Raw genomic sequence first — 13,057 nt, 5'->3', positions numbered from 1 at the left:
GTAGATTCTAAAACCGAAAAACAGAAAGAATCTCAGAAAAACGAGACCAAAAAAGAAACCACTAAAGAAGAGGAAGAAGTACTACCTAAAATTCCCATGGTAGTTAAAGAAGAATATAGAACACACGTTGCAACCGATTTATCTGAAGCATCCATATCAGAAAGAGTAACGCTTTCTGGATGGGTTTCTAGTGTTAGAGACCATGGCGAATTAATGTTTATAGACTTACGCGATTCAAGTAATGAAATTTTCCAAGTACGTTTAAGTAGAGAAACCTTCCCTAACTTAGATGAATTAGTAAAATTAAAACCAGAATCTGTTATAATGGTTACGGGTGAAATTGTTAAACGTAAAGAAGATGACTTCAACCCAAGCCTAAGAACAGGAACTATTGAGTTAGAAACTTCAGAGTTAGACATACTAAACCTTTCAAAAACACTGCCGTTTGAAATTAAACGTGCCACTAAAACCAATGAAACTACGCGTTTTCAATACAAGTTTCTAGATCATAGAAATGCAGATGTACACCGTGTTATAAAAAATCGACACAAAGTTATTAAACTAATGCGCGATATTTTAGATGGGCAAGATTTTCTAGAAATAGAAACACCTATTTTAAGCGCAGGTACCGATGAAGGCGCTCGAGAATTCATAGTACCAACACGTAAAGAAGCTGGAGCTTTTTACACCCTACCACAAGCACCTCAACAATTTAAACAAATGCTTATGGTGAGTGGTTATGAAAAATATTTCCAAATAGCACGTTGTTTTAGAGATGAAGATTCTCGTGGTGATAGACAACCAGAATTCACCCAGTTAGATATTGAAATGGCTTATGCCAGCATGCAACAAATTATAGATTTGAACACCAATATGTTCAATGATATTGTTAAAAAAGTATATGGCAAAAAATGGATTTTAAAACCGTTCCAAGTATTAACTTATAAGGAAGCCATGGACAAATATGGTTGCGACAGACCAGACCTTCGTTTTGGCTTAGAAATGCAAGATATAACTGAAATAGTTAAAGATACTACCTTCCAAGTATTTAGTAAACCTATTGATGAAGGAGGTATTGTAAAATGCATAAAAGTTTCCGCTAAAGAACAAGGGAACAAACGCATGTCTAAAGGACAAATAGAAAAACTAACAGGTATTGCTCAAGACCATGGTTTAGGCGGTTTAGCTTATATTATTGTTAATGAAAACGATTTACAATCACCAATCATTAAATTTTTAGGTGAAGATATAGCTGCAGGAATCATAAAAACTACCAATGCGCAAGTAGGAGATATAGTGTTCTTTTCTGCTGCAGATTATGCTACCGCAAATAAAGCTTTAGATGCGGTTAGACAAGAAATGGGCAAAATGTTAAAGCTCATAAACCCTAAAGAATTAAGACCAGCATGGGTTGTAGATTTTCCTATGTTTGAAAAAACCGACGAAGGTAATTGGACGTTTACACACAATCCTTTTTCAATGCCAGCAATTTATGACATTGAAAAACATATAAACGGTAAAGAAGAAGAAATAGGATCTATTATAGCACAACAATATGATTTAATTTTGAATGGCTACGAAATTGGTGGCGGTTCTGTTCGTGCTCATAAGCCTGAAATTTTAGAAGCTACCTACCGCAACATGGGCTACAACAAAGAAGAAATGATGAAAAGCGTTGGTACAATGTACAAAGCATTTCATTATGGCGCACCACCACACGGCGGTATAGCTTGGGGTGTAGACCGCTTAATGATGATTTTAGAGAAAAAAGCCTCTATTAGAGAAGTAATGGCATTCCCTAAAACTGGTACTAGTGAAGATTTATTATTTGGTGCACCTTCACCTTTATCTAACAAAAAAGTGGAAGAAATGAATGTTAAAGTTATTAAAAAGTAATTTTTAATACTTCCTCTAATACATTTTAGCTATGTTTGTTGCAAATGAAAGCAATTAAAATATCTTTTTTACTTTTAAGCTTTTCTGTTTTTGCACAATCTAGCTGGAAGCTTGCCCCTAATATTGTCCCAAATAATAATGGGCAACGGTTTGATGATGTCTATTTTTTAGATGAAAACACAGGTTGGGCAGCTAATGGTTATTATGCTTCTGTTTTTAAAACAACAGATGGAGGTTTAACTTGGACTGAGCAACTCAACGAAGCCAATCTACCTGGTAATTATTATTTTAGAAACATCATATTTTTAAATGAAAATATTGGTTTTTTAGGCACTTTAAACAATGTTTTTTTTAAAACCACTAATGGTGGCCAAACTTGGAGTGAAGTTACAAACATAACACCAAATCCAAACGCTATTTGTGGGCTAGACGTTGTTGGAACATCAACTATTTATGGTTGTGGCGCTTATTTTGAACCAGCCCATATTATAAAATCTACAAACAGTGGTAACACATGGCAATACATAGACATGTCTGCCTATGCAACAGCCTTGGTTGAAATAAAATTCACATCAGAAACTACAGGGTATGTTGCTGGCAAAAGTACAACTGGAGCCGTTATTTTAAAAACTACTGATGGTGGACAAACCTGGACAGAAATTTATAACTCTAATATTTCTGGTGAATATGTCTGGAAACTACAAATCTTAAACAGCAACCCTAATACTTTTTTTGGAGCTATTTACAGCACAGCACCTAACCCCGGAAAATTAATTTCTTCATCTAATGCAGGAATAACTTGGAACAGTTTTGATGCTCCAGAAAGTGATGTGCAAGCCGTTGGTTTTATTAATGAAACCACAGGTTGGATGGGTGGCCACAACACTGGCTTTTACCAAACAAATAATGGTGGACAAACCTGGACTAACCTTAACATTGGTAGTAATTTAAATAGAATTTTTGTTATCAATGAATCGTTAGCTTACGCATCTGGCACTAGTATTTATAAATATACTTCAGAAACTTTAAATACTGAGAGTTTTAATAATGATGTAGCTAAAAATCCATTAGCAATATTAATCACAAAAAACCCTATAGAAAACATTTTAGAATTTACAATAGATTTTAAAGCGCCAGACAATCTTCTTATTAACATATATGATAGTAACGGTAAGCTTTTAAAAAAACTCCAACGAGATATTATAACTACTAAAACTAAAAAAGTTTATAACTTTAATGTAAGCGACCTAGCTAGCGGGCATTATATTCTTGAATTTCACAACAATTTAGGCAGAATTTCTAAACACGTTATTAAATTATAGAAGGTTTACTAATTGTTTTCAGCTTAATTTCTTAACATAATTTATATAAAATTTAACGTTTACATGGTAAGTTTCAACTTAACTTTCAGACCACATTAACTAATTTTCAATAAAATAAAAAACATGAAAAATTTATCTTTTTTAAGCACTATTACTTTAGCCTTAACTTTATTTCTATCAACTAACCTTAATGCACAAAAATTCAGCGGCTTAGACAAAAGTCCTATGGATGCAGCTTTTTACAGAACATCTAGAAAAGCACCTGCTATGGCAAAGGTTATTTATAGCAGACCTCAATTAAAAGGTAGAGAACTAAGTAAATTGGCTCCTAACGGCGAAGTATGGAGAACAGGAGCAAATGAAGCTGCTTCTATTACGTTATACCAAGATATGAAAATAGGAGGAAAATTAGTAAGTGCAGGTGAATATTCACTTTTTACTATTCCTGGTGAAAAAGAATGGACTATTATTATAAGTAAAGATATAAATGTTTGGGGCGCTTATTCATATAATAAAGCTAACGATGTTATTAGAGTTTCTGCCCCTGTAAGCAAAGGTGAAATGCTTGAAGCTTTTTCTATTACCTTTACTGAAGGCAATATGCACTTAGGTTGGGGGACCACACGAGTTACCGTTCCGTTTACAAAATAATTTTTTAGAAATTAATAATAAAAAAAAAGCCTTGAAATTTCAAGGCTTTTTTATTTAAGGTATATTTAAATATTTATGTGTTTGTAAAGACACTTTCCATTTAGGATGCTGCATCACATAATCTACTATTAAAGGTATTACCTTATCACGTTTACTCCACTCTGGTTGTAAATATAAAATACAATCTTTATTTACTTTTGCTGCTTGTTCTTCGGCAAAACGTAAATCGTCTTTATTATAAACTATCATTTTTAGCTCATCTGCTTTGGCATAAATCTCATTAGTTGGCAACTTCATTTTTTTAGGAGATAAACAAATCCAGTCCCAAGTGCCCGTAAGTTTATATGCCCCCGAAGTTTCAATATGAGTTTTTAATCCTTCGGCCTTAAGTTTTGCTGTTAACAAGGTCATATCCCAAGTCAAGGGCTCACCTCCTGTTACAACAATGGTATCACTATATTTTTTAGCATTCTCAACTATTTTGTCAGTTTCTGTTGGCGGGTGTAAATTAGCATTCCAACTCTCCTTTACATCACACCAATGGCACCCTACATCACACCCACCAATACGTACAAAATAAGCTGCCGTTCCTTTGTAAAACCCTTCGCCTTGAATGGTATAAAACTCCTCCATTAAAGGAAGCATCTCCCCTTTATCAACCTGTTTTTTTAATGACTCATTCATAAGATTGCAAAGATACACATTACCTTTAATTTGATTAGATGATTGTTTTTTAATTTTTATATACTATTTATTTTCTTACTTTTGTGACAACCTGCTTAAGTAAATTGCGTAAATTTCTCTCTAAACTATGAAAAACATAGCATTTACCATTATACTATTTGTTAGTATGTATAATGGATTTTCCCAAGTTGGAATTGGCACAACATCTCCAGATGCATCATCAATTCTACATGTTGAATCTACTAGTAAAGGAATGTTAACCCCAAGACTAACTACAGTTGAAAGGAATAGCATTACAAACCCAGCTACTGGTTTACTCATATTCAACACTACTCTTAATATTTTTGAATTTAATTCTGGCACACCAGCAAGTCCTGTGTGGAGCCCAATAAACTCAAACCTAACTGTTAGTTCAGACTCTGGTAATATTATTACCTCAGGAACAGATTCTGGAGCCTATTTAGGAACTACTGTTTACTTTGGTAAATTTATTATTAGCGGTACAGGTACCCAAACTATTACAGGACTACCTTTTCAACCTACATCAATTAAATTTTCTGCACATGCTAATGTTGAAGGTTATAATTTAAATTCTGATAATGGTTCTGGTAACAACAATGGTGGCTATAATAATGTTTTTGGAACTTCTATAGGTTATGCCACAAATTACGGTGGCTCTATAAACCAGCAAGTCATATTTATTGGTGCTAGCGGTAATTCCATTAATGATATTTCTAAATATTCTTCAAGCTCTAGGGCTATTGGTATCAGATATTCTAACCAAAATGGGGATGATATAGGACTAACGGCCGCTTCGGTAACTAGTTTTAACACTGATGGTTTCACCATTAATGTCACAAACTACAGAGACCACATTGTTGTTATTTATGAAGCTTACAGGTAAGCCTACACACTCTATTTCTAGAAAATAGAATAAAAAATTAAGAAAAATTTTTAATTTCCTGTATTTTTATCCAAAATATCGAGTATGGATACAAGGGAAACTTTTTACAATGTCATTACAGAAGGCTATAAAACCAAGGGGGATTATATCCCTATTGGGGCAGCCATGTTAGATGGCGAAACTATTACTGGTGCACACGTAAAAATTCCATTAAAAACCATGAACAGACATGGTTTAATTGCTGGAGCTACAGGAACGGGAAAAACTAAATCTTTGCAAGTTTTAGCAGAAAATTTAAGCGACAAAGGAATTCCTGTATTATTAATGGATATAAAAGGTGACTTAAGCGGTTTAGCACAACCTAGTCCAGGACATCCAAAAATAGATGAACGCCATGAAAAAATAGGTTTACCTTTTAAAGCTAAAGCATTTCCTGTTGAAATCATGACTCTATCGGAACAAGATGGTGTTAGATTAAGAGCTACCATAAGCGAATTTGGCCCTGTTTTATTATCTAGAATTTTAGATTTAACACAAACCCAAAGTGGTATTGTTTCGGTTATTTTTCAATATTGTGATGACAACAAACTACCCTTATTAGATTTAAAAGATTTTAAAAAAATTCTACAATATGCTACACAAGAAGGCAAAAAAGAATTCACCGATTCTTATGGCAGAATTTCTACAGCTTCAACAGGCGCTATTTTAAGAAAAATTATAGAATTAGAACAACAAGGAGCCGATTTGTTTTTTGGTGAAACTTCTTTTGAAGTTGATGATTTATTGCGTGTTGATGATGATGGGCGTGGGTATATAAATATTATTAGACTTACAGACATTCAAGACAGACCTAAACTTTTTTCAACTTTTATGTTAAGTCTACTGGCCGAAATTTACTCTACTTTCCCTGAGCAAGGTGACAGTGATAGACCAGAGCTTATCATGTTTATTGATGAGGCACATTTAATTTTTGATGAAGCATCAAAAGCATTACTAAACCAAATTGAAAGCATTGTAAAACTAATAAGAAGTAAAGGTGTTGGTTTATACTTTGTTACCCAAAACCCAACTGATGTTCCTGAAGAAGTCTTAAGCCAATTAGGTTTAAAAGTACAACATGCTTTAAGAGCTTTTACAGCTAAAGACCGTAAAGCCATTAAGCTAACTGCTGAAAACTATCCAGATTCTGAATATTATGATACTACCGAAGTACTAACATCATTAGGTATAGGAGAAGCTTTAGTTTCAGCATTAGATGAAAAAGGGCGCCCTACCCCATTAGCTGCAACCATGATGCGAGCACCCATGAGTAGAATGGATGTTTTAACTGATGCAGAATTAAGCACACTACTATCTCAATCTAAACTTACCAAAAAGTACAATAAGGAAGTTGATAGAGAAAGTGCTTATGAAATGCTTAATGAAAAAATTAAAAAAGCTGAAGCCGAAGAAGCTAAAGAACAAGCAAGAAAAGAAAAAGAAGCTTTAAAAAAAGCCGAAGCAAAACAAAAAACCAGAAGCACTACTACCCGCAGAAAAAGCACTAGAATGAACCCGGTAGTTAAAGTGCTTACAAGTGCAACATTTATTAGAAGTGTATTTGGCATTTTAACAAAAGTTATGAAAAAATAAGTAGATTATTGGTATGTCATTTTAAATCAAAAAAATAATGAATAAACTCATTTTAAGCCTCATATTTCTAGCTATACTTTTTACAAATTGTAAAAAAAAACAAAACCCTTTTGAAATATCAAAACACCACATTGGTTTATTAACAGATTCAACCCAAATAAAAGACTTAGAAACCATTTTCGTTAATGATTCTATTTCAAAATACACCAGCGGAGATGAATTTGCAGGCAGTGTAAACAACATAGAAATCTTTAAAAAAAATGGAGAAAAACGTCTTATTTTAACCCCCAAAAATTCATTAGATTCAACATCAGTAATTGAAAGTATTCAAATTCTAGACCCACAATATAAAACACTCAAAGGCATTTCTACATTAAGTACTTTTAAAGATATTATTACTGCTTACAAAATTTCTAAAATTGATAATCTTATCAACTCTATTGCAATTTATGTAAATGAATTAAACGCTAGTTTTGTAATTGACAAAAAAGAATTGCCCGCCAATTTACGCTTCGATTTAGATTTAAAATTTGAAGAAACTCACATTCCTGATAATGCAAAAATTAAGTATTTTTTCTTAATCTGGAATAACTAACAAATCATCTATAATGAACCCTTTCTTGTCTAAAATACTAGTAGATCTAGCTCGAAAGAGACTAGAAAGTAAAAACAGTAATAAATCAGTTAGCAAGAAAGAAATTGTACCTTTAGTTAGGCGTTTACAAGTAGAGCTTTCTCATACCATAAGTGAATATGCCTATATAATTATTGGTGTTTTTTCGGCTGGTTTTGGCTTAAAAGGTTTTTTGTTACCAAACAAATTTATAGATGGTGGAGCAACTGGTATTTCGTTATTATTAGAAAATGTTACATCTTTAAAACTAGGTGTTTTATTAGTTTTAGTTAACATTCCTTTTATTATTTTGGCATCAAAAACCATAAGTTTAAAATTTGCATTACGCAGTATAGTTGCCATTTCTTTTTTAGCATTTGTAGTCCATTTTGTAAATTATCCAACTATTACCGAAGACAAATTACTTATTGCTGTTTTTGGCGGATTCTTTTTAGGTTTGGGTATTGGCATGTCTATGCGTGGTAGAAGTGTTATTGATGGCACTGAAGTTCTTGCAATTTTCCTAAGCCGTAAACTATCAGTTACTGTTGGCGATGTTTTATTATTAATTAACATTATCATCTTTTCTTTTGGTGCTTATATCCTATCTATTGAAACAGCTCTTTATGCTATTCTAACTTATTTATCGGCGGCAAAAACTGTAGATTTTGTAGTTGATGGTGTAGAAGAATATGTTGGCTTAACCATAATATCCAATAAACATGAAGACATCAGGTTAATGTTAACTCAAAAATTAGGACGCGCTTGCACTATTTATGTTGGAAAAGGCGGATTTAACGAAGGTGAACCTAATACCGAAAAAAATATTATATATTCTGTAGTTACTCGTTTAGAAATTCCCAGAATAAAAACTGAAATTGAAAAAATAGACCGTAAAGCCTTTTTAATTATGGGACTTGTAAAAGATATTAAAGGCGGCATGATAAAACGGAAACCTTTTAAGGAATGATATGAAAAAATTCAAAATTCAAAATAACCCATTTGTAGTACCTACTGATGATGGAAAAATAATAAAAGAACATTTTGGAGTTGCTAGTGACGGAAACACTCAAATTAGCATAGCACATATGACAGCTCCACCTGGATGGAGCGAACCTTTTCAAACACCAGAATTTGATGAATACACTTTTATAATTAAAGGAAAAAAACAGTTTATTATAGAAAATGAAACTATAGTTTTAAAAGCAGGTCAATCTATAAAAATTGAAAAAAATACTCGTGTACAATATTCTAATCCATTTACAGAACCTTGTGAATATATTGCTATTTGCACACCTGCTTTTTCTGTAGATAAAGTAAATAGAGAAAACAAATAATGAAAAAAATTATAATAAAACTTATTGGTTCTTACATTAATTTATTAAGTTATTTCTCAGGGTATTACGCCGCTAATAAAGCCTTACATATCTTTTCTAAACCTAGAAAAGGCGAATTAAAACCTTGGCATAAAGAATTTTTAAAATCTGCAAAACAAGGATTTTTAAAATACGAAGGTTTAAATATTGCTACCTACCATTGGCAAGGAAACAAAGCTACAATCTTATTAGTTCATGGTTGGGAAAGTAATTCGGCTCGATGGAAAAATAAAGTTAAAAATTTTATTGCTGAAGATTTCAATGTGATTGCTCTTGATGCACCAGCACATGGAGCCTCTGGAAGTGAATTATTTAATGCCCTTTTATATTCTGAGTTTATTAACGTTGTTGCTAAAAAATATAACCCAGAAGTTATAATTGGCCATTCTGTAGGCGGTATGGCTTCAGTATTTTTTCAACAGAAATATCAATTAAAATCTTTAAAAAAATTAGTTTTACTAGGAGCTCCTTCAGAGTTTGAAAACATTTTAAAAAATTATATTAAACTATTAGGCTATAACAAAAAAGTTGAAAAAAATCTTAACAAAGTTATTCTTAAAAAATTTGGTGCAGAACCAAGTGATTTTTCAACATCTAAATTCTCTAAAGATATTGATGCCGAAGCATTAATAATTCATGATATAAAAGACATGATAATACCATATTCTGATGCTAAACGTATTAATAAAAATTTTAAAAACAGTACGCTAATTTCAACCAAAGGATTTGGCCATTCATTAAATGATACTTCTGTAACTAAAAACATATTAGAGTTCTTAGATAAATAAGATGCTTACTTTTGCATTATGAACAAACCTTTAAAACGTATTAATAAATATTTAAGTGAAGTTGGTTATTGCTCTAGAAGAGAAGCCGATAAACTTATTGAAGCTGGTAGAATAACTGTAAATGGAGAAATACCAGAAAAAGGCACAAAACTATCAGCTGAAGATAAGGTGTATGTTGACGGTGAACTTATTGAAAATACAAAGCAAGAATTTGTTTACTTAGCCTTTAATAAACCTGTTGGTATTGTTTGCACTACAGATACTCGTGTTGAAAAAGATAATATTATAGATTTTATAAACTATCATAAACGTATCTTCCCTATTGGACGATTAGATAAACCTAGCGAAGGTTTAATACTTTTAACCGATGATGGAGATATTGTAAACAAAATTCTTAGAGCCAGTAACAATCACGAAAAAGAATACATAGTTACGGTTGACAAACTAATTTCTCAAACTTTTGTAGAACGCATGTCTAAAGGTATTTATTTAGAAGAATTAAAACAAACCACAAAACCATGCGTAGTAAAAAAGTTAAACTCTAAAACATTTAAAATTATACTTACCCAAGGTTTAAACAGACAGATACGAAGAATGTGTTCTCACTTAAATTATGAAGTTAAAACACTAAAAAGGGTAAGAATTATGAATATTAAACTTGATGTACCTGTTGGAAAATATAGAGAACTCACTAAAGATGAGTTTACTGAGTTGAGCAAATTAATAAGTAATTCTTCAAAAGAGTTTAATCCTAAAACAGTAAAAAGAAAACGCTGAGTTTAAAAAAACTAAGATCTTCTTTCTCTAGCCAATAACGTATTTTTAAGCAGCATAGCAATAGTCATTGGTCCAACACCTCCTGGAACTGGGGTAATGTAACTAGCCTTTTTACTTACGCTTTCAAAATGCACATCACCAGCTAAACGGTAACCATTCTTTTTAGTTTGGTCTGGTACACGAGTAATACCAACATCTATAACAACTACATCTTCTTTTACCATATCTCCTGTTAAAAACTCCGAGATACCAATTGCTGCAACAATAATATCTGCCTCTTTAGTAATGTCTTTTAAGTTTTTAGAACGACTATGTACTACTGTAACGGTAGCATCACCTGCTTTTCGCTTTTGGCTCATTAAAATACTCATTGGCCTACCAACAATATGACTACGCCCCATAACAACTACGTTTTTACCCGAAGTTTCAACTTGGTAACGTTCTAAAAGTTCCATGATACCATATGGAGTAGCTGGTAAAAAAGTTGGTAAATCTAAAGTCATTCTTCCAACGTTTGTTGGATGAAATCCATCCACATCTTTATCTGGGTCTATAGCCATTAAAACCTTTTGCTCATCTATTTGTTCTGGCAATGGCAACTGTACTATAAAACCATCAATATCATTATTGGTATTTAATTCATGTATTTTTTCTAACAATTCTTCTTCAGAAGTATACTCTGGTAATTCAATTAGTGTTGATTTAAAACCTATTTTTTCACAAGCTTTCACTTTAGCATTTACATAAGTCATACTTGCGCCATCATTACCTACTAAAACTGCTGCTAAGTGAGGTACTTTTTCTCCTTTAGAAACCATTGCAGCTACATGTTCTGCAATTTCATCTTTAATATCGTTACTAACTTTTTTACCGTCTAAGATTGTCATATTTATTAGTTTTCGGCCTGCAGTATGCAGTAATTATTTATGATGATTGATTTGACTGCCAACTGATGACTAGTCTTACTGTAAACTTTTAGCGTTGCATATTCTTCATCATCTGCATCATCTTTTTACCGCCACCACCTTGCATCATTTTCATCATTTTACTCATTTGGTTAAATTGCTTTAAAAGCTGATTTACCTCTTGAACTGATGTTCCAGAACCTTTTCCAATTCTCTTTTTTCTACTAGCGTTTATAATTGAAGGATTTGCTCTTTCTTTTGGTGTCATAGAGTGAATAATAGCTTCAATACCTTTAAAGGCATCATCATCTATATCAATATCTTTCATCATTTTTCCAGCGCCAGGTATCATACCAATAAGGTCTTTCATGTTACCCATTTTCTTAATTTGCTGAATTTGCTTTAAGAAATCATCAAAACCAAACTTGTTTTTAGCAATTTTCTTTTGAAGTTTTCTTGCTTCTTCTTCATCAAATTGTTCTTGGGCTCTTTCAACAAGCGAGACAACGTCTCCCATTCCCAAAATTCTATCGGCCATACGTGATGGATGGAATACATCAATAGCTTCCATTTTTTCGCCTGTACCAATAAATTTTATAGGTTTGTTTACAACCGATTTAATTGAAATAGCTGCACCACCACGGGTATCACCATCTAATTTGGTAAGAATTACACCATCAAAATTTAAGACATCATTAAAGGCTTTTGCTGTATTAACAGCATCTTGCCCTGTCATAGAATCTACCACAAATAATGTTTCTTGTGGTTGTATGGCTTTATGAATGTTAGATATTTCGGTCATCATAACTTCATCTACAGCTAAACGACCTGCGGTATCTATAATTACCACGTTATGCCCATTTGCTTTGGCATGTGCTATGGCTGCTTGCGAAATGGCTACGGGATCATTATTTCCTCTGTCACTAAAAACCTCAACGCCTATTTGGTCTCCTACTACATGTAATTGGTCTATTGCCGCAGGACGATATACATCACAAGCTACTAGTAAAGGTTTTTTAGTTTTTTTGTTTTTAAGGTAATTGGCAAGTTTACCAGAAAAGGTAGTTTTACCAGAACCTTGTAAACCAGACATTAAAATAATGCTTGGAGTACCTGATAAATTAATACCTGCAGCATCACCACCCATAAGTTGGGTTAGCTCATCTTTTACAATTTTAACCATTAGCTGCCCTGGTTGTAATGTTGTTAGTACATCTTGACCAAGTGCTTTTTCTTTTACTCTATTGGTAAAATCTTTGGCTATTTTAAAGTTAACATCGGCATCTAGCAAGGCGCGTCTTACTTCTTTTAAAGTTTCGGCTACATTTACTTCAGTAATACTTCCGTGTCCCTTTAATACGTGTAAGGCTTTATCTAATTTATCGCTTAAATTATTAAACATAATTTTCTTTAAATTTTAAGAAGCGCAAAGTTAGTGATTTGACGTGTATTTATAAAGCTTGAGCTTGTAAAAATGATGATACGGGTTTGTGTTTGCGTTAGGGATTG

At 32.6% G+C, this 13,057-nt stretch carries 12 protein-coding genes and 1 pseudogene; 10 read left to right on the top strand and 3 right to left on the bottom strand.

The window, feature by feature from the left end; all coding sequences use genetic code 11:
* Positions 1-72: 72 nt before the first annotated feature.
* From aspS to J1D01_RS09765, 3 genes and pseudogenes are all read left to right on the top strand, one after another.
* A pseudogene (gene aspS / locus J1D01_RS09775) lies at positions 73-1,896 on the top strand (aspartate--tRNA ligase); the annotation flags it as partial.
* A 44-nt stretch (positions 1,897-1,940) separates the two neighbouring features.
* On the top strand, positions 1,941-3,218 hold the full coding sequence (locus tag J1D01_RS09770; protein WP_421150683.1) for a YCF48-related protein: 1,278 nt from the start codon (positions 1,941-1,943) through the stop codon (positions 3,216-3,218).
* Positions 3,219-3,341: 123 nt separating this feature from the next.
* Positions 3,342-3,869 (top strand): DUF2911 domain-containing protein, encoded by a 528-nt coding sequence (locus tag J1D01_RS09765; protein WP_372936883.1) that lies wholly within the window; start codon positions 3,342-3,344, stop codon positions 3,867-3,869.
* Positions 3,870-3,923: 54 nt separating this feature from the next.
* Here J1D01_RS09765 and J1D01_RS09760 read toward each other — a convergent pair whose 3' ends face one another.
* Entirely contained in the window at positions 3,924-4,553 is a 630-nt protein-coding gene (locus J1D01_RS09760; protein ID WP_421150682.1) for a 7-carboxy-7-deazaguanine synthase QueE, read from the bottom strand.
* Positions 4,554-4,680: 127 nt separating this feature from the next.
* Here J1D01_RS09760 and J1D01_RS09755 point away from each other — a divergent pair, with 127 nt between their 5' ends.
* The 7 genes from J1D01_RS09755 to J1D01_RS09725 all read left to right on the top strand — a co-directional run bounded on the left by J1D01_RS09755 (position 4,681) and on the right by J1D01_RS09725 (position 10,643).
* Complete coding sequence (locus J1D01_RS09755; protein WP_421150681.1) at positions 4,681-5,457, top strand: hypothetical protein; 777 nt, start codon at positions 4,681-4,683, stop codon at positions 5,455-5,457.
* A gap of 84 nt (positions 5,458-5,541) precedes the next feature.
* Entirely contained in the window at positions 5,542-7,089 is a 1,548-nt protein-coding gene (locus tag J1D01_RS09750) for a helicase HerA-like domain-containing protein (RefSeq protein ID WP_372936880.1), read from the top strand.
* Between the two features lie 37 nt (positions 7,090-7,126).
* Complete coding sequence (locus tag J1D01_RS09745) at positions 7,127-7,684, top strand: hypothetical protein (protein ID WP_372936879.1); 558 nt, start codon at positions 7,127-7,129, stop codon at positions 7,682-7,684.
* A 25-nt stretch (positions 7,685-7,709) separates the two neighbouring features.
* The gene (locus J1D01_RS09740; RefSeq protein WP_421150680.1) at positions 7,710-8,672 is read left to right on the top strand and encodes a YitT family protein; all 963 of its coding nucleotides are present in this window, start codon (positions 7,710-7,712) and stop codon (positions 8,670-8,672) included.
* A gap of 1 nt (position 8,673) precedes the next feature.
* A complete protein-coding gene (locus J1D01_RS09735) occupies positions 8,674-9,039 on the top strand; it encodes a cupin domain-containing protein (RefSeq protein ID WP_372936877.1) in 366 nt (121 codons plus the stop codon).
* Positions 9,039-9,866: an alpha/beta fold hydrolase gene (locus tag J1D01_RS09730; protein WP_421150679.1), complete on the top strand. Its 828-nt coding sequence runs from the start codon at positions 9,039-9,041 to the stop codon at positions 9,864-9,866. The genes J1D01_RS09735 and J1D01_RS09730 overlap by 1 nt, the downstream gene beginning before the upstream one ends.
* Positions 9,867-9,884: 18 nt before the next feature.
* On the top strand, positions 9,885-10,643 hold the full coding sequence (locus J1D01_RS09725; protein ID WP_372936875.1) for a pseudouridine synthase: 759 nt from the start codon (positions 9,885-9,887) through the stop codon (positions 10,641-10,643).
* Positions 10,644-10,654: 11 nt separating this feature from the next.
* Here the strand turns inward: J1D01_RS09725 and folD are convergent, their stop codons facing one another.
* On the bottom strand, positions 10,655-11,530 hold the full coding sequence (gene folD / locus J1D01_RS09720; protein WP_372936874.1) for a bifunctional methylenetetrahydrofolate dehydrogenase/methenyltetrahydrofolate cyclohydrolase FolD: 876 nt from the start codon (positions 11,528-11,530) through the stop codon (positions 10,655-10,657).
* A gap of 88 nt (positions 11,531-11,618) precedes the next feature.
* Positions 11,619-12,950 carry a signal recognition particle protein gene (ffh, locus tag J1D01_RS09715; protein WP_421150678.1) on the bottom strand — a complete coding sequence of 444 codons (1,332 nt, stop codon included), beginning with the start codon at positions 12,948-12,950 and terminating at the stop codon, positions 11,619-11,621.
* Positions 12,951-13,057: the final 107 nt, after the last annotated feature.

Source organism: Seonamhaeicola sp. NFXS20, assembly GCF_049132085.1.
Lineage (GTDB): Bacteria > Bacteroidota > Bacteroidia > Flavobacteriales > Flavobacteriaceae > Seonamhaeicola.
Note: the sequence above shows the minus strand (reverse complement) of the source record. Positions and strands in the feature narration are given on the sequence as shown.

Excerpts from the sequence above, each read along its gene's own strand:
- J1D01_RS09735 (WP_372936877.1), top strand. The coding sequence starts at position 8,674 with ATGAAAAAATTCAAAATTCAAAATAACCCATTTGTAGTACCTACTGAT.
- J1D01_RS09750 (WP_372936880.1), top strand. The coding sequence starts at position 5,542 with ATGGATACAAGGGAAACTTTTTACAATGTCATTACAGAAGGCTATAAA.
- folD (WP_372936874.1), bottom strand. The coding sequence starts at position 11,530 with ATGACAATCTTAGACGGTAAAAAAGTTAGTAACGATATTAAAGATGAA.
- J1D01_RS09725 (WP_372936875.1), top strand. The coding sequence starts at position 9,885 with ATGAACAAACCTTTAAAACGTATTAATAAATATTTAAGTGAAGTTGGT.
- J1D01_RS09760 (WP_421150682.1), bottom strand. The coding sequence starts at position 4,553 with ATGAATGAGTCATTAAAAAAACAGGTTGATAAAGGGGAGATGCTTCCT.
- J1D01_RS09755 (WP_421150681.1), top strand. The coding sequence starts at position 4,681 with ATGAAAAACATAGCATTTACCATTATACTATTTGTTAGTATGTATAAT.
- J1D01_RS09765 (WP_372936883.1), top strand. The coding sequence starts at position 3,342 with ATGAAAAATTTATCTTTTTTAAGCACTATTACTTTAGCCTTAACTTTA.
- ffh (WP_421150678.1), bottom strand. The coding sequence starts at position 12,950 with ATGTTTAATAATTTAAGCGATAAATTAGATAAAGCCTTACACGTATTA.
- J1D01_RS09770 (WP_421150683.1), top strand. The coding sequence starts at position 1,941 with ATGAAAGCAATTAAAATATCTTTTTTACTTTTAAGCTTTTCTGTTTTT.
- J1D01_RS09745 (WP_372936879.1), top strand. The coding sequence starts at position 7,127 with ATGAATAAACTCATTTTAAGCCTCATATTTCTAGCTATACTTTTTACA.
- J1D01_RS09730 (WP_421150679.1), top strand. The coding sequence starts at position 9,039 with ATGAAAAAAATTATAATAAAACTTATTGGTTCTTACATTAATTTATTA.